Below are 20,729 nucleotides of genomic sequence, written 5' to 3'. Positions count from 1 at the left end.
CCATATCTGGAATCGTTCTTCCGATGGTGCGTGCTAGCGTGCTGGTCCTACGCGAGCCATGAACCGCGCGCCGGACCGTGACGGGCGCGCGCTGGAGGAGAGACGATGAAAGTCCAACCGGCAGCCTTTTTCCGCACCACCCTGCCGCTCGATCTGTCGCGGCTGCCCGACCTCGACGGCGGCCGCTACCACTCGATCTGGCTACCCGATCACATGGTCAGCTTCTGGCCGGATTCGATCTGGACGCCCGAGTTCACGGACTTGGCGACGGTGTCGCCGTCGCCGCATCGTCACCTCGACGGCATGGCCGTCGCGGCCGCAGCCGCGGTGCTGACGGCGAACGTGCCGATCGCTACCAGCGTCGTCGATACCGTGCGCCGCCATCCGGCGATGCTGGCGCAGAGTGCGCTGACGATCGACCATCTCGCCAAGGGCCGCTTCATCCTCGGCCTCGGCAGCGGCGAAACCGAAAACACCGTGCCGTACGGCTTCGACTTCAACAAGCCGGTCGGCCGCTTCGAGGAAGCGCTGAAGGTGATCCGCCTGCTGTGGGACCGCGAAGGGCCGGTCGACTTCGAGGGGCAGTTCTTCCAGTTGCATCACGCCCGCATGGACACCGAGCCGTATCAGGGCAAGACGCCGCGCATCTGGGTCGGCGCCAGCGGGCCGCGCATGCTCGACATCGCCGGTCGCTACGCCGACGGCTGGTGGCCGGCCGGCGCATGGACGCCGGAAGACTTCGCCGCCAAGCTCGGCGCGCTGCGCCTGTCGGCCGAGAAGGCCGGGCGCGACCCGCTGGCCATCGTGCCGGCCTATATCCAGATCTGCTTCCTCGGTGACGACGCCGAGCTGGCAAAGATCCTCGACGCGCCGCTGGTGCGCTCGCTGATCATGCAGTTCCCCGCCGACCTGCTGCGCGCCAACGGCTTCGAGCATCCGCTCGGCGAGGACTGGCGCGGCTACCAGGACATCAACCCGGCCGTACTGCCGCGCGAGCGCATTCTCGACATGCTGAGCAAGACGCGTCCGGAAATGCTGCTCGCGGTCACGCCGCACGGCACGCCGAAGCAGGTCGCGCGCATCATCAAGGGCTACGTCGATGCCGGCCTGCGCGTGCCGAAGATCATGGACTACGGCGGCATGGCCGGGCTCGCCTACGCCGCCAGCTCGGCACAAAAGGTACGCGAGGCCGAAGACGAGCTGCTGAAGCTGTGCGGGGACCTCACGTGACGGCGCTCGATGCCGGCGCGCTGCTGGCCGCGGCGCAGACCGAGACCGGCCTGTCCGACTACGGCGACGATCCGAGCTTCGCGACGCGCTTCGGCAAGGCCGTCGATCATCTCAACGGCATCGCCATGGACGATGCCGGCCGCCGCGCCGCGGCCGAGGTCTGCCACTGGCTGCTGACCTCGCGCCTGCAACTGTTCGCCGACCGCCGGCGCTATCCGGTCGTCGACGAGGTGATCGAGCGGCCGATGTTCGCAACCGGCGAGCCACGCTCCGGCACGACGCTGATGCATGCGCTGATGTCGGTCGATCCCGATGCACGCGCGCTGCGCTTCTGGGAAGTGATGCGGCCGTCGCCACCGCCGGGCCTGTCCGACGGCCAGGACGACCCGCGCCGCGCGCAGGCCGACACCGACTGGCGCGAGATCAACGCCAAGATGCCGAAGTGGCTGCACTGCCATCCGTACAACGACATGCTCGGCGACGGCCTGCCGGAGGACGAGCGCTGCTGGGCGATGGATTTCCGCGTCATGACGCCGACCGCATGGTGGCGCGTGCCGATGCAGACGCTGTCGATGGGCCTGCCGACCGATCCGGTCGCGCAGTACCGCATCCACAAGGCGATGCTGCAGCAGTTCCAGTACGCGCGGCCGAAGAAATACTGGGTACTGAAGGGTTTCCACGGCTTCCGCCTCAAGGAATTCTTCGACGCCTATCCGGACGCGAACCTGGTCTGGCTGCACCGCGACCCGGTGCAGGTCGCCGCTTCGCGGACGATGATGATGGCCGACATCATGGACGGCATCGTCGGCGCGATCGACCTGAAGGCCGAAGCGAAAATGCATCTGCAGATGACACGCGCCAGCATCGCCAACACCATGAGCAACCCGCTGGTGAACGACCCGCGCATCCATCACGTCCGCTACCGCGACTTCGTCGCCGACCCGGTCGGCACGATCCGCGGCTACTACGCGTTCTGCGGCCGCACGCTCAGCAGCGCGGCCGAAACCGCAATGCGCGACTATCTCCGGCACAACCGCGGCGACCGCTACGGCAAGTTCGAATATTCGACGAAACTGCTGACCGACATCGGCGAAGATATCGAGGCCCTGCACGAAGAGTTCGCGCCGTTCCGCGCGCGCTTCGGTGTCGAGATCGAGAAGCGGAACTAGTCCGCTGAACCGGACGAATGGCACCGAAGACCCCGTTCGCCCCGAGTGCCGCGCGCGGAGCGCGCGGTGTATCGAGGGGCTGGCGCACTGACGACGCGCAGCGGTCCCTCGATACGTTTCGGCTCACGCCGAAACACTCGGGACGAACGGAATCCGATCACGGTGCGAACCAAGTGGTTCAGTGGACTAGAAACGCATCACAAGGAAAACTCCTCTCCCCTCCACGAGGGGAGAGGCTGGGGTGAGCAGGGCTTTCGAGCGGCGGAGCCGCGAGCCTGCGAACGCCCGTTGCCATGCAGGGCAACGGGCCGGGCAGGGGTCGCCAGATCAAGCAACGCGGCAAGCAAGCCCCCTCACCCTCCGCCCCAATCGCCTTGCGATCGAGTGAGAGGCAATGGCTTATCGGCGGCACGACTGACAACGGAGGGTCACACGATGCACGAGCGCATATCCGCCGGTGAAACCTCGTTCCCCGGCGCCAGCCTCGCCGAACTCGGCGACGCCTGGCGCACGCTGGCGCCGTCGCGCATCAGCTTCGTCAGCCCGACCCTGCTCGACCACGATCTCGCCGCCGTCCGGAAGCTGATCGACGCCGGCGGCTACCGCGTCGAGACCATCACGCATCCGTTCATGCCGGGTCAGCCCCTGAGCCACGACGAAGCCAGCTGGCTGGCGCCGCGCGCACGGCTGTCGCGACTGATCGACATCGCGCAGCAGATCGGCGCGCGTTCGATCTACCTGCTCAGCGGCGGCCACGGCGGCCTCGACTGGGAAGACGCAGCCGCGGCGTTCTGCGCGTGCATCGCACCGTGCGCGACGCAGGCACGCAGCGCCGGCATCGCCCTGGCGATCGAACCGGCATCGCCGCTGCATGCCGACCTGCACATCGCGCACAGCCTTCGCGACACCGTACAACTCGCCGAGATGGCGGGACTCGACGTCTGCATCGACTACTTCGCGTGCTGGACCGAAGCCGGCCTGCGCGCAACGATCGAACGCGCCGCTGCGCGCTGCGCGATCGTGCAGGTCAGCGACTACGCGTATGGCGACCGCGCGTATCCGTGCCGCGCCGTCCCCGGCGACGGCGCGATCCCGCTGCGGCGACTGCTGGAATGGACGCTGGCCGCCGGCTACGACGGCGCCTTCGACCTCGAGCTGATCGGCCCGCGCATTGATCGCGAAGGCCGCGTGGCCGCGGTCGCGCGCGCCGCGCAGGTCGTCGGCACGATGCTGCACGAACTTGGCGCCTGATCGCAGGGAGCACCACGATGAGCTTCGGAGCCAGTTCTAATGACACCGCCTTGCGCGCGGCCTGGCAGCAGTTCTGCACGCAACTGCAGGCAGCCGGCGAGCAGGCGTTCAAGGACAGCAATCCCGCCAACGCCCTGCAGCGCGCCGACGCCTTCCGCTTCCTCACGCAGAATCTCGGCCAGGCCTTCGACCTCGCACTGGAAACAAAAGACACGCGCTATCCGGCGCTGCACCGGTTCTGCGGCCCCACCCGCAAGCTCGGCGGTGACGCCGCCGATCTCGTCTACCACCAGGCCTGGATCGATGGCGAATCCGTCTATCGGCTCCACGGCCGCAAGGGCACGGCGCGCTTTCTCAACTTCACCGTGCAGGGTCCGCGCCCGGCGATGCAGCCCGGCACCAACATTCCGAGCCTGCACGAACCGTTCGGCGATATCCCGGAAGCCAATCTGTTCGGCCATCAGCTGCAGACCGATAGCGACGGAAACTTCGAGCTGATCATCGGTGGCGAGCGGCGCGAAACGAACTGGCTTCCGACCACGCCCGGCTCACGCAAACTGTTCATCCGTCAGGGCTTCGATCGCTGGGACGAGACACCCGCGCAGCTCTTCATCGAACGCATCGGCATGGAGCAGGCACCGCCGCTACCGACACCGCAGACGATGATCGCCGCGATGGACTGGGCCGGCGCGTTCGTCACCGGCCTGATGCACGACTGGCCCGATCACCCCTACCGCTACGGCGCGCCGGTCGTCGATCCGACGCAGCTCAATCGCTTCCCCGTCGCGTCCGGCGGTGACGGCGCCGACGCCAAACGCGGCCGCGCCGTCACCCACCTGTGCTGGGCACTCGCGCCCGACGAAGCCCTCATCATCGAGTTCGATGCGCACGACGGCTTCTGGATGGTCACCAACAGCGGCATGTTCTTCAACAGCATGGACTACCGCTACCGCCCGATCAGCTACACCCCGAGCCGCACCACCGTCGACACCGACGGCAAGATCCGACTCATCCTCAGCCACGACGACTCCGGCTATCACAACTGGCTCGACACGCAGGGCTTCGCGCGCGGCAACCTCACCTACCGCTGCTTCGGCAGCGCGCCGACGACGACGTTTCGGACGCGGCTCATCAAGCGCGATGCTCTGGAGGCCGCTCTGCCGAGCGGCAGTAAAACAGTAAGCGGCGATCAGCGCGTCGCGCAAATGCACGAACGCCTTGCCGCAATACAGCGACGCTACGCAGGTTTATGAAGAGGCTTTCCCTCTGCGGCCATTCGAAAGATTCTTCGCCGTAGGCCGTACCGGGTTACTTGATCGACGGCTTCTAGCCCGAAGCGGACCTTACGCCGGCGCAGCAGCTTTTCCTAAAGCGGACCTCGAATGACACGGCTTAAGTGCCGCGCTAATATGACTACATTGGTGACTACATTCGCCACACAGAGTCCAGCGATGAAAGAGACAACAATCCGAGATGCAAAAGCACGTCTAACGAGCTTGGTTCACGAAGCGGAAAAGGGGCATGCGGTGCGGCTAACTCGAAGGGGGAGGCCGGTTGCTGTTCTAGTTTCTGATCGTGAGTACGAGCGAATGAAGGCAGCCAAGGAGCCTCGCGGCGACTTCATGCACTTTCTTCACGGGTGGCGTCGAGAAATGATCGCCAAGGGTGTGCCGTTTTCTACGGACGAAGAGATTTCGGCGGCAAAGGACCGTGAGCCGGGCCGCGAATTCTCGTTCGATAAATGATCGAGTACGCCCTAGATACAAACGTTTTGTCGGAGCTGATGAAAGCGCGACCGAACAACTCATTGGAGACGGTCCTGGCCCAGAAAAGGCTGGCCTGCGCCATCCCGGCACCAGTGATTGATGAGCTTCAGTACGGCGTTAGCCGTATGCCGGCCGGCGTCCGGCGCGACCTCTATCAGGACTGGTTAGAAGCGCTGATGTCGGATTTTCCGATCATTCCCCTGGATGGCTTGTGCGCACAATGGCATGGCCGCGAGCGTGCTCGCCTCGCTGCATTGGGGCGGCGGCCGCCGCTACAGGACGGACTCATCGCCTCTGTAGCGGTGGTGAATGAACTGATTCTGGTGACCCACAACACCAAAGACTTCACATACTTTTCCGGCATCAAGTTGGATGATTGGTACGGCCCTCAGAGTGGGGTCTAAATCCGAGCAGCCGAGCGTACTCATGTTGAGTGTGGCGGCAGCATACAGACAGGGGGAGGTTCATGGCCGAGGCCGCTAAATTTTTGACGGTAATGACCGAGGCAGATACCTGCCGAGAGCTGGTCACGCCAAAAATCACAGAGAGCGGATGGGCAGTCGCGCCTCACTCGATTGGCGAACAACGCAGCTTCACCAATGGCCGCATAACCGTTGCTGGCGGCAAGGTCAGGCGTGGTAAGCAGCGCCGCGCGGATTATCTTCTCTATTACCGCCGGGACTTCCCGCTTGCGGTAGTCGAGGCAAAGGAACTGGGCCTGCCGGCAGAAACCGGCGTACAGCAGGCTCGTGAATACGCCGAGATGCTGGGACTGAAGTTCGCCTACGCGACTAACGGCAGGCAGATCATCGAGATCGACTATCTCTCCGGCACGGAAAAACAGGTCGAACGATTCGCAACGCCATCGGAACTGTGGCTCCGACTCACCGGAGAGACAGCGATTGCCCCGAAGGCAGAGTCACATCTGCTCGAACCGTTCAACCTCGTCTCCGGCAAGGTTCCGCGCTACTACCAACAGATCGCCATCAACCGCGTTATCGAAGCGATTCTGCTTGGTGAGAAGCGGATTCTTGCCACTCTGGCCACCGGTACCGGCAAGACCTGCGTTGCCTTCCAAATTTGCTGGAAGCTGTGGAACAGCCGCTGGAACCGTACCGGTGAACACCGCCGCCCCAAGATTCTGTTCCTGGCCGACCGGAACATTCTCGTGGACGATCCGATGGCGAAGATGTTCGCGCCCTTCGGCGATGCCCGGCACAAGATCAGTGGCGGCGACGTAAGCCAGAGCCGCGACATGTATTTCGGCATCTACCAATCGCTTTCGACCGCGAGTGAAGACGTTTTCAAGCAATATCGGCCCGACTTCTTCGATCTCATCGTCATCGACGAATGCCATCGTGGTTCGGCCCGCGATACCAGCAGTTGGCGTGCCGTGCTCGACTACTTCGCGCCCGCCGTGCAGTTCGGCATGACCGCCACACCGCTGCGCGAGGAAGCTCGCGACAGCTACAACTACTTCGGCAATCCGGTCTACACCTACAGCCTGAGACAGGGAATCGAGGACGGCTTTCTCGCGCCATATCGCGTCCATCGAGTGATCACCTCAGTAGACGCTGCGGGCTGGCGGCCATCGAAGGATGAGCTGGACCGCTTCGGTCGCGCCGTGCCTGACGACGAATACCAAACCAAGGATTTCGAGCGTGTGGTTGCGCTCCGCGCGCGCACACGGGCGATGGCGCGTCATCTGACCGATTTTTTGAAGGGCACCGATCGCTTCGCCAAGACCATCGTCTTCTGCGTCGATCAGGAACACGCCGCTGAGATGCGGCAAGAGCTAGTTAACCTCAATAGCGACCTCGTGAAGCAGTATCCCGATTACGTCTGCCGCGTAACGGCTGACGAGGGCGTTATTGGCCTCACCCATCTGGGTCATTTTCAGGATGTGGATAAGCCGACGCCGGTCATCCTTACCACTTCGCAACTGCTAACCACGGGTGTGGACGCCGAGATGGTGAAGAACGTCGTGCTGGCGCGCGTCGTCGGATCGCGCTCGGAATTCAAGCAGATCGTGGGCCGAGGTACGCGTCTCAAGACCGACTACGGCAAGGAATACTTCAACATCATTGACTTCACCGGCACCGCGACGCGCCATTTCGCCGACCCGGATTTCGACGGTGAGCCGGCGCGAATCGAGGAAGTTACGATCGATGATGAGAGCGGTGAACCCGTCGAAACCGTCGTTGAGCCAACGCCCGGCATCGAGGAACCAGAGGCCGAGTATGTGGCCGATCCTGATGGTGGCGATGCGGAAATCCTCGGCGATCCATTTGAAGAGCCGCGCAAGTTCTACGTCGATGGCGGTGAAGTCGAGGTTATTGGTCACCTGATCTACGACCTCGACACCGACGGCAAGAAGCTTCAAGTCGTGAGTTACACCGATTATTCCGGGCGAGCCGTGCGCTCCATGTATCCCAATCGCGATGCTCTGCAATCGGCCTGGGCTAACCCGGATACCCGCGCGGAGGTACTACGCGAACTCACTGAGCGCGGCATCAGCTTCGAGGAACTGGCTTCCGCTAGCGCCCAGCCGGATGCCGATCCCTTTGATCTTCTATGTCATCTGGCCTGGAACGCACCGTTGCTCACCCGGCGCCAGCGCGCCGAGCGTGCGCGCAAAGCCGCGCAAGACCTGTTCGCACAATACGGTGAGACCGCGCGCGAAGTGCTCTCGCTGCTACTCGATAAATACGTCGAGCGCGGCATCGTCCAGTTCGGCGCGCTGTCGGATTTGATGAAGGTCAAGCCATTCGATCGCTTTGGCACGCCATCTGAGATCGCCACACGACACTTCGGCGGCGTAAAAGCCATGAAGGATGCCGTCTCCCGTTTACAGTCCACCATCTACCAATAAGAACGTCACCGAATGTCGCCGAAGGAAAAAAAAGCAAAGAAGGCCAAAGCGCCTCTGACCACCCGAGAAAATCTCACCTCGCTGATCGGCAGCGCGCGCAAGATTTTGCGCAAGGACAAGGGCCTCAATGGCGACGTGGATCGCCTGCCGCTGCTCACCTGGGTCATGTTTCTAAAGTTTCTGGACGATCTCGAAATCGTCCACGCCGAGGAATGCGAGCTAGACGGGCGGCCCTACCATGCCATCGTCGAGGCGCCCTACCGCTGGCGCGACTGGGCCATCCGTGAGGACGGCCTGACCGGCGATGAGCTTCTGGCCTTCATCAATCAGGAAGAAGCCATCCGCGCAGATGGAAAGCGCGGTAAGGGCTTGTTTGCTTACATGCGCGCCTTGGCCGGAGAAGGCGAAAAGGGCAGCCAACGCGAAGTCATCGCCAACGTCTTCAAGGGCGTGCAGAACCGCATGGTCAGCGGCTATCTGCTGCGCGATATCGTCAACAAGATCAACGGTATTCACTTCAGCAGCAGCGAGGAGATTCACACACTCTCGCATCTCTACGAATCCATGCTGCGCGAAATGCGTGATGCGGCGGGCGACTCCGGCGAGTTCTACACGCCGCGCCCGGTCGTGCGCTTTATGGTGCAGGTCACCGATCCCAAACTCGGCGAGACCGTGCTTGATCCGGCCTGCGGCACTGGCGGATTCCTCGTCGAGGCCTACGACCACATCGCCAAGGCGATCAAGACGCCGGATGAGCGTCGCAAGCTGCAGCGCGAAACCCTGTTCGGGCAGGAAGCAAAGCCGTTGCCCTACATGCTTGTGCAGATGAATCTGCTGCTGCATGGGCTGGAAGCACCGCAGATCGCCTACGGCAATACGCTGGAGCGCCGTGTCAGCGAAATCGGCCACAGCGAACGCGTGGATGTGATTCTCACCAACCCGCCGTTTGGTGGTGAGGAAGAGGCAGGCATCAAGGCCAACTTCCCGGCCAACATGCAGACGGCGGAAACCGCCCTGCTGTTCCTGCAATTCATCATGCGTAAGCTGCGCGTGGCGGGCTTCGGCGCTGAGCGTGGCGGCCGCGCCGCCGTGGTCGTTCCCAATGGCACCTTGTTTGGCGACGGCGTCTGCGCTGTCATCAAGGAGGAAATGCTCAAGGAGTTCCGGCTCCACACCATCGTCCGCCTGCCGCAGGGCGTGTTCGCGCCGTACACCGATATCCCGGCCAATCTGCTGTTCTTCGAACGCGGCGGGCCGACGCAGGACATCTGGTTCTACGAGCTTCCGCTCCCGGAAGGCCGCAAAAAGTACTCAAAGACCGCGCCGCTTCAGTTCGAGGAGTTTGCTGCTGCGCTGGCGTGGTGGAACCAGCGCGAGGAAGGCCCGCAGGCCTGGAAGCTCGACTTCGCCGCGCGCAAGGCTGCGGCCGTAGCCGCTGCGACGCCACACTGGCAGCAAGCCGAGGCCGAACGTGCCAGCGCGATGGCGCTGGGCAAGCCGTTGCGCGATCTGGAGCTGATGCTCAGCAACTCCGCCAATGGCGACAAGGCAGCCCTGCAAGCCGAGCTGCGGGAGCTGAAAGCCAGGCAGCAGGCGCATGAGGCGGCGGCCAAGGCCGCGCAGGCACAGGGTGACGCCCTCTATTGGCCAATCTACAACCTCGATCTCAAGAACCCCAATGCGAAACAGGGGCTAGAGCACGCCGAGCCGAAAGACCTCGTTGCCTCAATGCGAGCCAAGGAGCAAGAAGTGCTCAAGCTTCTCGGTGAGATCGAAGCGCTGGTATCCGAGGTCTCGGCATGAAGTCTTGGCCTCAGGTGGCTTTGGGCGATGTGCTCAACCGCGCCAATGAGTCCACGGCGCTGCTGCCAGATCGTGAATACCACGAGGTCACAATCAAACTCTGGGGTAAGGGCGTTGTCAGCCGGGGCAAGGTGCGCGGCGGCGATATAGGTACGGCGCGGCGTTTTGTTCGCGCCAATCAGCTGATCATGTCAAAGATCGATGCGCGGAACGGCGCTATCGGACTCGTACCACCCGAACTCGATGGGGCAATTGTCAGCAACGACTTTCCATCATTCGAAGTAGATGCGGACCGCGTCGAGGCCTCGTTTCTTGGATGGCTGGTTCGCTCAGCAGCGTTCGTAGAGCTCTGCAAGACATCCAGCGAGGGCACGACCAACCGGGTGCGTATTAAGGAGGAGCGATTCCTTGACCAACGCATCGCTCTGCCGCCGCTCACCGAGCAGCTAGCCATTGTCCAGCGCCTCGAGACCTTGGCCGAAAAAACGACACAGGTGGCCGACTGTCTCAATGCCATCGAAGCCGACGCTGAGCGTCTACTCGCCGTGCGCTTTTGCAAGGCCATCGCGTCTGCAAATTACAGGCCTATGTCGGAGGTAGCACCGTCGGTTCGCCGGCCAGTTGAGATGGACATCGGTACTCGCTACCGAGAAGTTGGCGCGCGCTCATTCGGCAAGGGCCTGTTTGCCAAACCGGAGTTCGATGGAGCCGAAGCGACTTGGGAAAAGCCCGTCTGGATTACGGCAGGTGATCTAGTACTCAGCAACATCAAAGCATGGGAGGGCGCCATCGCCGTGGCCGACGAAACGCATGCCGGATGTATCGCTTCGCACCGTTACATCACCTGCGTTCCCTTCGCAGACAGAGCAACACCACGATTCCTTGCGTACTTCCTGCTCTCTCCTGATGGGTTGGAGCAAGTCGGACTGGCGTCTCCCGGTACCGCCGACCGCAATCGCACACTGAGTCTGACGAACCTCGGCAAGATTGAAGTTCCTGTACCACCGCTAGTGACGCAGCGTGCCTTTGACTCCCTACAGTCGAAGCTTGCCGAGTTGAGAGCCCAGCACGCCGTCATCCGCAAAGCCAACCAAGCTCTGATCCCAGCCACGCTGGAGCGCGTATTTGGCGCTTCGGAAGACCAAGGAGGTTCTGCGTGATTCGCACGCTGAAGGGACCGGAGTTTGCTAGGCAGTTCGGGTTAAGACCGCAAATGCTGGCTTGGTTCCTCGGCGCAGGTGCATCCGCTTCTGCCGGTATTCCTACCGGCTACGCGATGATCACCGATTTTAGAAAACGACTGTTCTGCCAGCTCTCCGGCATACGGACGCGCGAGGTAGATGCTAACGATCCGTTGTGGCTTGAACGAATCGACCTGCTTTTGCGCACGAGATCGTCACTCCCAGAGTCCGACCATCCGACCGCATATGCTGCGACATTCGAGGCGGTTTATCCGAGTCCGGAGGATCGGCGCGCCTATATCGACGACGCAATCAGGAAAGGTACACCGTCATTTTCTCATCGCGTCCTCGCGTCACTGCTCGCAATCAAGCAGACACCCTGCGTTTTCACCACGAATTTCGATCACCTCGTCGAAGATGCGACGACTGTCACGAATCAATTGCTTGAGGCTGCAAAGCGCGCGCCCCTTACGGTAGCGGCTATCGATAACGTTGCGCGTGCCGAGTTGTGCATTAGCGAATCCCGTTGGCCATTGCTCGCAAAATTGCACGGCGACTACCAGTCTGTTGAGCTGAAGAACACGAATGACGAGCTGAAATCGCAGGATGCGCGAATGCAGAAGGTGCTAACCGCCGCGTGCTCACGCTTCGGCCTCGTGATTGTCGGCTACAGCGGTCGCGATGACTCTGTCATGGCGGCGCTGTCCGGAGCGCTGGCACAACCGAGCGCCTATCCTGGTGGGCTTTTCTGGGTGACTCGATCGGCGAACACGCTGCTTCCTGCGGTAGCGACACTGCTCAGCGCTGCTGATCGAGCGGGTGTTTCGGTAACGATTGTCGAATCTCAGACGTTTGATGAACTGGCAGCAGATATCGCCGACGTGATCGAGCTGCCCCAAGAATTGACGCACCATGTATTCCAGGCACGACCGGAGCCGGTGGTACGGGATGTCGTGCTCCCTTTGCAGGAACGACGGCAGTTTCCAGTTCTGCAATGCTCGGCGCTTCCTATCCTTGCGATGCCAAGTGCTGCTCGAAAAATTGAGGTCGATTCGCCGGTAACGACCGCACGCGCGCGCGAAATTCTCAGAGAGGCACAGGTCTGGGGAATAGTCGCCAGCAATGGTCGGGAGATCGCCGCGTATGGCGTGGATGCTGACCTTCTACGGGCGTTCTCTGGCCTGGGCGCCCGCCTTGCCGGAACAGTGGAACTGCAGCCTGACAAGGATAGCTGGGCGCGGGGTCTCATATACGACGCATTGGCGCGCGCGCTGACACGGCGGCGGCCCTTGTTTGCGCGCCTGCGTCGCAAGGGACATTCGCTTCTTGTGCAGAGCGGTTCCGAGGGCGATTCTCAGGAAGTTATCGATCGTCGATATTTGCAGCTAGAGGCACTCAGGAATGCTTACCCCGATGCCCTTGTCGGCACGATTCCTGATCTCGACTACCCCTTCAATGAGGGCGTGCAGATTCGTTTAGACCGCGTGGGCGATCGTTGGTGGTGTGCATTCGAGCCAATGACACATGTTCAGTTCCCTAGCCGGGAGTCGACCGAAAGGAATTCGGAGGACAAGCCGGATGAGATCGCGCCTTCAACTATTTATCAAGGTGATCCTGCTATCGACTGGCGGCGCGAGCGCTGGGCCAGACGGTACAACCGTGTTTGGGCCAAGATCATTTCCGCCTGGGCAAAGACACTTGCCGGTGAAGGCTCTCCTCCGCTCCATGCAGTCGGCCTCAAGGAAGGCACTGGCATGGATGCCGTGTTCAAGCTGTCGCCGGTTACAGCCTGGAGTCGACCCAGTCACGAGCACGGTTATTTCTTGCGGTGATAGCAGATGAACAGCGCATTCAATGAGTCAAAGCTGTCGCCCTTCTCGTTGCTGGACGAACCTGATCTGACGTTTAGTCCTGACGACAAGTCGCTGGACACGAATCCGTTGCGCGGCTTGGATCGCTTCGGACCTTACAGTGCTGCAACGTTTGGCAGCTACACCCCCGCGTTGCGAGTTGCCACCATTGCACCGGCCGCGGGTTGGCCGGGCTTAAAGGCGTTAATCACCACTGTGCGCTCAAGCCAAGTTCCCGGTGATCGTACGGAGTACGTGCCACCGTTCAAAGGATTTGAGGCGCTTTTTAAAGTTCCATTGATAGCAGCACCGACTGGTGCTGCCCATATCAAGCTGCCTGATGATCTGAATGCGTTAGGGCAAGAGGGCCTTCCACACGCTCGATTGATGCAAGCTCTTCGTGATGCACTGGAGCGATTGGAGTTGGTTCGCGATCAGTTTGACGTTGCTCTGGTGCATCTCCCGGACGTTTGGCAGCACGCGTTCCGCGCGCCCGGCTTTGACGCGCACGACGCCTTGAAGGCGCTCGGAGCAGTTCGGGGCATTCCCACTCAGGTAATCAACGATCGCGCCATTGCGTTCACATTGAAAGCCTCGTTGGCGTGGCGTCTGTCGATCGCCCTTTACGTGAAGGCCGGTGGTATTCCTTGGAAGCTGGCCCCGCTCCCCGGGGTCCCTGAAGGTACCGCCTACATTGGCCTCGCTTACGCACTACGAGGTGATCCGAAGGAGGCTCACTACGTTACCTGCTGTTCGCAGGTCTTCGACGCCGATGGCGGTGGAATGCAGTTTGTCGCTTTCGAAGCCCGCGATCCGGTGGCGGATGCCGAGGAAGCACGGCGCAACCCGTTTTTGAGTCGCGCCGACATGCGTGCAGTGCTCGCCCGAAGTCTCAGTTTGTACCAGAGTCGCAACGGCGGGCTTTTGCCAAGACGCTTGGTCGTTCATAAGACCACGTCCTTCAAGCCTGAGGAGCTAGAAGGCGCCTTGGACGCTCTCTCCTCCGTTCTGGAGGTTGAATGCGTAGAGGTATCGAGCGGTCCGGGCTGGCGTGGCGTGTGGTTGAAGCAAGGGAAAACGCCCAGAGACCGGAGTGAGCCCGATGGCTACCCAGTCCCTCGGGGCACTGTTCTGCATCGCTCTGGGCGATCGATTTTGGTCTGGGTTGCGGGAAACGCACCGCAAGCAGCGCTGAAGGGGGACTACTACCAAGGCAAGAAGAGCATCCCGCGTCCGATCAATCTCGTGCGACATGCTGGCGGCGGTCAACTCGAAATAACAGCGCTTGAGGCCTTGGCGTTGACAAAAATGGATTGGAACAACGACGCACTCTACGACCCGGTGCCTGTCACCATCCGATATTCGCAGCGACTGGCCCGTACGATTGCAAACGTGCCGAGTCTTCCGGGAAATGCCTATGCGTATCGGCTATTCATGTAGAAACGATCGGGGCCGATGACAAGCAACGGGGGACGTCTGCATCGACGTTCTCCCGTAGCCGAGTGGCGCCGAAGAATCAGAACCGGAAGCGGCCGTTCGCGAGTGTCGGAAATTGGCACATCGCGGAAATTCGAGCGGAAGCGGCAGAGCAGTTGCAGTTTGCGATCACTAGTCGCTAGCCGTATTCGATCACCACCTTGCCGAACGCCTCGCCGCTCGCCAGCCGCTCGTAAGCGGTGCGCGGCTTGTCGAAGCTGTGGCGACTGTCGATGACGGGCCGCAGGCCATGTGATTCCATGAATGCCAGCAGCGCTGCGGTGTCGGCGCGGCTGCCGACCTGTACGGCACGGATTGTCAGGTCGTTCATGAGGATCGGCATCAGACTGCCGCCGGGATCGTGGAAGCCGGTGATCAGGCCAACGATCGCGACGCGGGCGTGCCAGGCGGCGGCGCCCAGCGACTTGACGTAGGTACCGCCACCGCCGTTCTCGACGATGACGTCGGCGCCGCCGAGCGCACGGACCTGCTGCGGCCAGTCGTCGTTGCGGTAGTCGATGACCACGTCTGCGCCGAGTGCGCGCAGTCGTTCGCCGCGTTCCGGGTTGGAGGTGGTGACGATGACACGCGCGCCGGACGCCTTGGCGAGCTGGATCGCGAACAGCGACACGCCACCGCTGCCGAGCGTCAGCATCGTTTCGCCGGCCTGCAGCGCGCCCTTCACGAACAGCGCCGACCACGCCGTGACCGCGGCGCAGGGCAAGGTCGCGGCTTCGGCGAAATCCAGATGCGCGGGGATGCGCAGCAGACCGGTCTTCGGCAGCACCGCGTATTCGCGCAACAGGCCGTCGACATCACTGCCGAGGGTCTGGCCGGTGTGGGCCGGCTGCAGCGGACCGTCGATCCACTGCGGAAAGTAGGTTGCGATGACGCGATCGCCGACTGCGGCCTGGCTGACCCCTTCACCGATTGCGACAATCTCGCCGGCGCCATCGCACAGCGGCACAATGTCCGGCCGCCCCTTGCGCGGCAGCGCGCCGCGCGCCGCCATCAGGTCGCGCTGGTTCAACGAATTCGCACGAATCCGCATCAGCACTTCGCCGGGACCGGGCACCGGCACAGGCCGCTGCACCGGCTGCAGACCGTCGAACGTGCCGTAGTGCTGCCAGCTCCAGGCTTTCATCATCGTCATCCGCGCTCCCCTGTTTGAACTTCGCATTGACGAATACGGGACGTCGCGTGTCCGCACACGTCCCGATCGCGACAGCCATGCCGTACCGCGCGCCAATCAACAGCACTGTACACTTTAGAAAATCGGTGTTGCGGCCGCCGCCATCATGCGGCACGCCGACGCCGCAAAGAACCACGAGGAGCCCGCATGAATACTGCCCCGCAGACCCGCGTCGCCGTCGCCGTCGTCACCGGCGCCAGCTCCGGCATCGGCAAGTCGGTGGCCAAGGCCCTGGTGATGCGTGGCTGGCGGGTGATCGGCGTCGGTCGCGACGCGGCGCGTTGCGCGGCCGCGGCGGCGGAGCTGCGTGCACTGACGGCGGACGCGCAGGTCGAGATGATCCGTGCCGACCTGTCGCTGCTGAGCGAGGCGGCGCGCGCCGCGCGGGACATCGCCGCGCGCAGCGATCGCATCGACGTGCTCGTCAACAATGCCGGCGGCGTCGGCAAGCAACTGGTGATGACCGCCGAAGGCAACGAAGCGACATTTGCCGGCAATCATCTCGGGCCGTTCGTGCTGACGCGCTGCCTGTTGCCGCTGCTGCGCAAAACGGCGGCCGTCTCGGCACCCGGCGCGGTGCGCATCCTGGCGACGTCGTCGGAGGGCCATCGTTACTGTCCGGGCATGGACTGGGACGACCTGCAGCACACGCGCAACTTCACGACCGGCGGCGCCTATACCAGTGCCAAGCTCGCCAACGTGCTGTTCACGATCGAACTGGCGAAGCGTCTCGCCGGCGATGGCATCGTCGCGCACGCGATGGAGCCGGGTGTGGTGCTCGACAGCAATTTCGTCAACCACGCCGATGACAGCATGCAGCGCTACATGGCGACGCAGGACGACAGAGCGGTCAGCTCCGACGATGCCGCAAAGACCCTCGTGTACCTGGCGACGGCCGAGGAACCCGGCCACGGCAGCGGCGGCTACTACCGCGAATGCCAGCCGCTGGCCGCGGCGGCACCGGCGCTGGATGCGGCCGCCGCGGCGCGCCTGTGGCGCGAGAGCGAAACGCTGGCGGCGCGCGCCGGGATCGCCTTCACAGACCCTGAATGATCATCGCGCGGTAGTCGGCGCCCTTCTGGCGGTGCGGCAAGGCGGCCTGATAGGCCGGCGAGTCGTACCAGGCTCGGGCGTCTTCCAGCGTCGGGAATTCGAGCAGGATGACGCCGTCCGGCGCGTCGCCTTCCAGTGCCTCGACGGCACCGTAGACCGCCAGCGGCTTGAGCTTGGGGTCGCGCGGCGCGGCGCGATTCATCTCGTTGTAGATCGCCAGTTCCGCCGCATCGCGCACCGGCGCTTCACGCATGAACAACATGTAAACCGCCATCGTTCGACTCCTTTGCTTTCGGTGCTCGCGACGACTTGCCTCAGCCCGCTTCGAAACAGAGCTCGGCAACGGCCTGCGCCTGTCCACCGCGGCCGCCCAGCTCCGACAGCAGGGCCTTGAGCCGATAGGTCCACAGGTGCAGCGGGTGCTCCAGTGTCATGCCCATCGCGCCGAGCATCTGGTGCAGGTCATAGACCACACGCGTGGCGCTTTCCTGGGCATGCGAGGCCGCCAGGGCGGCGTCGCCAGGGCGGCCGGTCGCCGCCGCCTGCAGGGCCAGCCAGCGCACGCCACCGCTCAGCACGGCGCACTCCGCAAGCCGGTGGCGCAGGGCCTGAAAGGTGCCGATCGGTCGGCCGAACTGCTTGCGCACGGAGACGTGTTCGACGGTCGACGCCAGCGCCGCTTGCAACAGGCCGCTGGCTTCGGCGGCGAGCGCGACGCGCAGCCACTGCCGCACCGTATCGGCCGTCGCGCCGTCCAGCGGCGTGATCTGCGGCTGGCCGACGAGCCGGCCCATCGGATAGGCGAAGATCGAATCGACGGCTTCGAGCATGTCCGGCGTCGGCCGCGCCAGGCCGATGCACTCGCCGTCGATGATGATCAGGGTTCTGGCCTGTGCGACGAAGCGCCCGGGTCGGCCGTTCTCGACGACCGCCAGCGGCCGCGGCCAGTCGTCGCCCGGCAGCGCGTGGCGCAGCAGCATCGACAGCGCGGCTTCGACCGCGAACGGCGCCTGCGCGAGGCGCGACACCGCCAGCGCGGCGGCGGTCGGGCCGTATTCAGGAATCTGCACGATATCGAAATACTCGCCTTCGATCAGGGCCTGTTCGAGTGCATCGCCGCGCAACGCGAAGCCGTGGAAGTCGATCGGCTTTTCGTTGAACGACTGCGCGAGCCGGTCGATCGCATCGACGACCGCGGATTGATCATCGGTCAGCACGAAATCCATCAGCGCGGCTCCCGGGGCAGCTTCAGCAGTTCGGTGGCGACCAGATTGAGCTGGATCTCGGCGGCACCGGAGGCGATGCCGGCGACTATCGCGCGTTGGTGATGGGCCAGCAGCATCGTGTCGCCGCCGGCGAGGGCGTCGGGCAGATGCTCGACGACGAACTCGCCGACCGCGCGTTCGGCCATCACGGTCGCAACGCGCGCCGCGCTGGCCTCGGGGCTGGCGGTCACGCCACGCACGCGCTGGTCGATGATGTTGTAGCTGTACAGGCGCGCCGCTTCGCAGGCCGCCTTGGCGCGCGCCGCCTGCTCGACGGCGCCGGCACCGAAGCGCCCGGCCTTCTTCAGCGTCGTCACCGCGCGCGTCAGCATGCGGGTCGCCATCGCGAAGCGTGGAATGCCGACGCGCTCCAGCGACAGCGAGGTACGGACGATCTCCCAGGCCTGACCCTCGGCGCCGAGCATCGCGCTTGCGGGGACTTCGACATCGTCGAAGAACACTTCGTGAATGTCGCCTTCGCCGATCACGCTGGGGATCTGGCGGACGGTGATGCCCTTGGTGTCCATCGGCAGCAGGAAGATCGAAATGCCGCCCTTGCCCGGCGAGGTGCGCGCGAGCAGGAAGCAGGTGTCGGCATAGCCGGCATACGAGGTCCAGATCTTCTGGCCGTTGATGCGGTAGACCTCGTCGTGGCGGTCGGCACGGGTGCGCAGCGACGCGAGATCGGAGCCGGCTTCCGGTTCGGAGAAACCCTGGCACCAGATCGTCTTGCCCTGTGCCATCGGCGGGATGTAGCGCTGCTGCTGCGCCTCGCTGCCGAACAGCATCAGCGTCGGCCCGATCCAGTTGACGTTCATGTACTGGCCGCCGCGCGGCTCGCCGGCCATCCACATTTCCTCGGCGAGGATGAACGCGGTCCAGGCGTCGGCGTCGCGTCCGCCCCAGCGCGCCGGCCAGTGCGGCACCAGCAGACCGGCCTGCGCCAGCTTGCCGCAGAACACTTCGGCGAATTCGCTCTGCATCTCGGAGGCCGGGCCGTCGGCCCGCGTTTCCCAGTCCGGGGGCAGGTTCTCGGCCAGAAAGCGCCGCACCGTCGCGCGGAAGCTCAGCTGCTCGGCTGTCCAGTCAAAATCCATCAGGGCGATCCAGGGGTTGCGGAAGCAGGATGCAGCGAACGGCGCGCGGCTGCGTCGACGGCAATATCGGTCGGTCCGGCAGCTTCGCTCGCGCGTGCGTGCATCCCCACTCCTCGTTTATAAAGTCTCGTCGAACGCGCCTGCAGCTCGCGCGGATATCGGCAGAGCATAGGGGAAATGAGGCGCCACGAGACGCCGCAGTTCGCCCGGCCACGTCGCCGGCGAACAGCCTTAAACTATCGAGCCCCGGAGGATAATATGTCAACAGCGTTGTTCAAGATCCTGATCTTCCTGAAACGGCGACCCGGCATGACCACGGCGGCATTTCGCGAATACTACGAAGGCGTGCACAGCAAGCTCGGCGAGAAATACTCGACCGGCGTCAAGCGCTACCTGCGCCGGTATGTCGAACCGCTGGGCGGCGATCTCGACAGCCAGGCCGAAGCGCTCGACTTCGATGTCGTTACCGAGCTGTGGTTCGACGATCGCGCGGTGTTCGAGCAGGTCGTGAAGTACGCGGCGCGCGGGCGGCTGCCGGCTGAAGTGATCGAGGACGAGGCGCGTCTTTTCGACCGCAGCAAGAGCCGTTACGTCACGGTCGTCGAACACGAATCGGCGCTGCCGCCGGCCTGATCAAGTAGCATCGCCCCGCCCTCTCGACCCCGGCGCCGCCTGCGCCAAACACCAGACAGAACGTCCATGACCCGCTCCGACCCGATGTCCGTGCCCAGCTACCGCACCCTGGAACTCAGCCGCCGGGGACGACGCCTGACGATCACGCTGAACCGCCCGGAACTGCTCAACGCCTGCAATTACGACATGCACGAGGAGCTGGCGGACGTGTTCCAGTTTGCGCACACGGATCGCGAGTCCGATGTCGTCGTCGTCACCGGCGCCGGCCGCGCGTTCTCGGCCGGTGGCGATGTCGCACACATCGCGCGCAGCGCCGCGAATCCGGAACTGTTCGATCAGGAGGCACGCTGCGCGAAGCGCGTGATCTCCGGCATCCTCGATCTGGACAAGCCGCTGATCTGCCGGCTCAACGGCCACGCGGTCGGCCTCGGCGCGACGCTTGCGCTGTTCTGCGACGTGATCTTCGCGGCCGACACCGCGAAGATCGGCGACCCGCACGTGGCGATCGGCCTGGTCGCCGGCGATGGCGGTGCGGCAATCTGGGCGCAGCGCATCGGCCTCGGCCGCGCCAAGGAATTCCTGCTGACCGGCGAACTGCTGACCGCGCCGAAGGCCGCCGAAATCGGCCTCGTCAATCACTGCCTGCCGCTGGCCGAGCTCGACGCGGCCGTCGATGCGTTCTGCGACAAGCTGCTGAACGGCGCGACCAGCGCGATCCGCTGGACCAAGGTGCTGACCAATCTCGAACTGAAGCGCATCGCCACCGCGGTGATGGATGCCGGTGTCGCCTACGAATCGCTGAGCGTGCGCTCGGGCTTCCACCAGGCCGCCGTCAAGGCGATGGTCGACAAGCAGAACAGCGGCGGCAAACGCGGTTAGCCGCCGCGGCGC

At 63.6% G+C, this 20,729-nt stretch carries 18 protein-coding genes; 14 read left to right on the top strand and 4 right to left on the bottom strand.

Annotated elements, in window-relative coordinates; all coding sequences use genetic code 11:
* Positions 1-105 precede the first annotated feature (105 nt).
* The 11 genes from G7Y85_RS04500 (at position 106) to G7Y85_RS04450 (ending at position 14,562) form a co-directional block, all read left to right on the top strand.
* Positions 106-1,230 carry an LLM class flavin-dependent oxidoreductase gene (locus G7Y85_RS04500; RefSeq protein ID WP_166252445.1) on the top strand — a complete coding sequence of 375 codons (1,125 nt, stop codon included), beginning with the start codon at positions 106-108 and terminating at the stop codon, positions 1,228-1,230.
* The gene (locus tag G7Y85_RS04495; RefSeq protein ID WP_166252442.1) at positions 1,227-2,399 is read left to right on the top strand and encodes a sulfotransferase family protein; all 1,173 of its coding nucleotides are present in this window, start codon (positions 1,227-1,229) and stop codon (positions 2,397-2,399) included. The genes G7Y85_RS04500 and G7Y85_RS04495 overlap by 4 nt, the downstream gene beginning before the upstream one ends.
* A gap of 435 nt (positions 2,400-2,834) precedes the next feature.
* Positions 2,835-3,650 carry a sugar phosphate isomerase/epimerase family protein gene (locus G7Y85_RS04490; protein WP_166252437.1) on the top strand — a complete coding sequence of 272 codons (816 nt, stop codon included), beginning with the start codon at positions 2,835-2,837 and terminating at the stop codon, positions 3,648-3,650.
* Positions 3,651-3,667: 17 nt separating this feature from the next.
* Positions 3,668-4,903, top strand: a complete 1,236-nt coding sequence (locus tag G7Y85_RS04485) for a DUF1214 domain-containing protein (protein WP_166252434.1) — start codon at positions 3,668-3,670, stop codon at positions 4,901-4,903.
* A 198-nt stretch (positions 4,904-5,101) separates the two neighbouring features.
* Positions 5,102-5,395 (top strand): type II toxin-antitoxin system Phd/YefM family antitoxin, encoded by a 294-nt coding sequence (locus G7Y85_RS04480; RefSeq protein ID WP_166252431.1) that lies wholly within the window; start codon positions 5,102-5,104, stop codon positions 5,393-5,395.
* Entirely contained in the window at positions 5,392-5,820 is a 429-nt protein-coding gene (locus G7Y85_RS04475) for a type II toxin-antitoxin system VapC family toxin (protein WP_166252428.1), read from the top strand. Before G7Y85_RS04480 ends, G7Y85_RS04475 begins: the two co-directional genes overlap by 4 nt.
* Before the next feature lie 62 nt (positions 5,821-5,882).
* A complete protein-coding gene (hsdR, locus tag G7Y85_RS04470; RefSeq protein ID WP_166252425.1) occupies positions 5,883-8,288 on the top strand; it encodes an EcoAI/FtnUII family type I restriction enzme subunit R in 2,406 nt (801 codons plus the stop codon).
* A gap of 12 nt (positions 8,289-8,300) precedes the next feature.
* Positions 8,301-10,091: a class I SAM-dependent DNA methyltransferase gene (locus tag G7Y85_RS04465; protein ID WP_166252422.1), complete on the top strand. Its 1,791-nt coding sequence runs from the start codon at positions 8,301-8,303 to the stop codon at positions 10,089-10,091.
* Complete coding sequence (locus G7Y85_RS04460; protein WP_166252419.1) at positions 10,088-11,251, top strand: restriction endonuclease subunit S; 1,164 nt, start codon at positions 10,088-10,090, stop codon at positions 11,249-11,251. Before G7Y85_RS04465 ends, G7Y85_RS04460 begins: the two co-directional genes overlap by 4 nt.
* Entirely contained in the window at positions 11,248-13,104 is a 1,857-nt protein-coding gene (locus tag G7Y85_RS04455) for an SIR2 family protein (protein WP_166252416.1), read from the top strand. Before G7Y85_RS04460 ends, G7Y85_RS04455 begins: the two co-directional genes overlap by 4 nt.
* Positions 13,105-13,110: 6 nt before the next feature.
* The gene (locus tag G7Y85_RS04450; protein ID WP_166252413.1) at positions 13,111-14,562 is read left to right on the top strand and encodes an argonaute/piwi family protein; all 1,452 of its coding nucleotides are present in this window, start codon (positions 13,111-13,113) and stop codon (positions 14,560-14,562) included.
* Between the two features lie 175 nt (positions 14,563-14,737).
* Here G7Y85_RS04450 and G7Y85_RS04445 read toward each other — a convergent pair whose 3' ends face one another.
* Positions 14,738-15,751 carry a zinc-dependent alcohol dehydrogenase family protein gene (locus G7Y85_RS04445; RefSeq protein WP_206675495.1) on the bottom strand — a complete coding sequence of 338 codons (1,014 nt, stop codon included), beginning with the start codon at positions 15,749-15,751 and terminating at the stop codon, positions 14,738-14,740.
* Positions 15,752-15,937: 186 nt separating this feature from the next.
* On the opposite strand from G7Y85_RS04445, the gene G7Y85_RS04440 reads away from it, so the two are divergent.
* Complete coding sequence (locus tag G7Y85_RS04440; RefSeq protein WP_166252410.1) at positions 15,938-16,843, top strand: SDR family NAD(P)-dependent oxidoreductase; 906 nt, start codon at positions 15,938-15,940, stop codon at positions 16,841-16,843.
* Here the strand turns inward: G7Y85_RS04440 and G7Y85_RS04435 are convergent.
* The 3 genes from G7Y85_RS04435 to G7Y85_RS04425 are packed head-to-tail and all read right to left on the bottom strand — an operon-like array spanning position 16,827 to position 19,205.
* Positions 16,827-17,117 (bottom strand): DUF1330 domain-containing protein, encoded by a 291-nt coding sequence (locus G7Y85_RS04435; RefSeq protein WP_166252407.1) that lies wholly within the window; start codon positions 17,115-17,117, stop codon positions 16,827-16,829. The two genes, G7Y85_RS04440 and G7Y85_RS04435, sit on opposite strands and share 17 nt — an antisense overlap.
* Positions 17,118-17,157: 40 nt before the next feature.
* A complete protein-coding gene (locus G7Y85_RS04430) occupies positions 17,158-18,069 on the bottom strand; it encodes an acyl-CoA dehydrogenase family protein (RefSeq protein ID WP_166252404.1) in 912 nt (303 codons plus the stop codon).
* Complete coding sequence (locus G7Y85_RS04425; protein ID WP_166252401.1) at positions 18,069-19,205, bottom strand: acyl-CoA dehydrogenase family protein; 1,137 nt, start codon at positions 19,203-19,205, stop codon at positions 18,069-18,071. Before G7Y85_RS04425 ends, G7Y85_RS04430 begins: the two co-directional genes overlap by 1 nt.
* A 258-nt stretch (positions 19,206-19,463) precedes the next feature.
* Between G7Y85_RS04425 and G7Y85_RS04420 the strand changes: the two genes are divergently transcribed.
* Both G7Y85_RS04420 and G7Y85_RS04415 read left to right on the top strand, forming a co-directional pair.
* Positions 19,464-19,838: an EthD domain-containing protein gene (locus G7Y85_RS04420; RefSeq protein ID WP_206675494.1), complete on the top strand. Its 375-nt coding sequence runs from the start codon at positions 19,464-19,466 to the stop codon at positions 19,836-19,838.
* 66 nt (positions 19,839-19,904) lie between these two features.
* Complete coding sequence (locus G7Y85_RS04415) at positions 19,905-20,717, top strand: enoyl-CoA hydratase/isomerase family protein (RefSeq protein WP_206675493.1); 813 nt, start codon at positions 19,905-19,907, stop codon at positions 20,715-20,717.
* Positions 20,718-20,729: the final 12 nt, after the last annotated feature.

Source organism: Solimonas terrae (assembly GCF_011067135.1).
In the GTDB taxonomy this organism is placed as follows: domain Bacteria; phylum Pseudomonadota; class Gammaproteobacteria; order Nevskiales; family Nevskiaceae; genus Solimonas; species Solimonas terrae.
The sequence above is the reverse complement of the archived record's forward strand: the minus strand, read 5'-3'. Positions and strand labels throughout refer to the sequence as shown.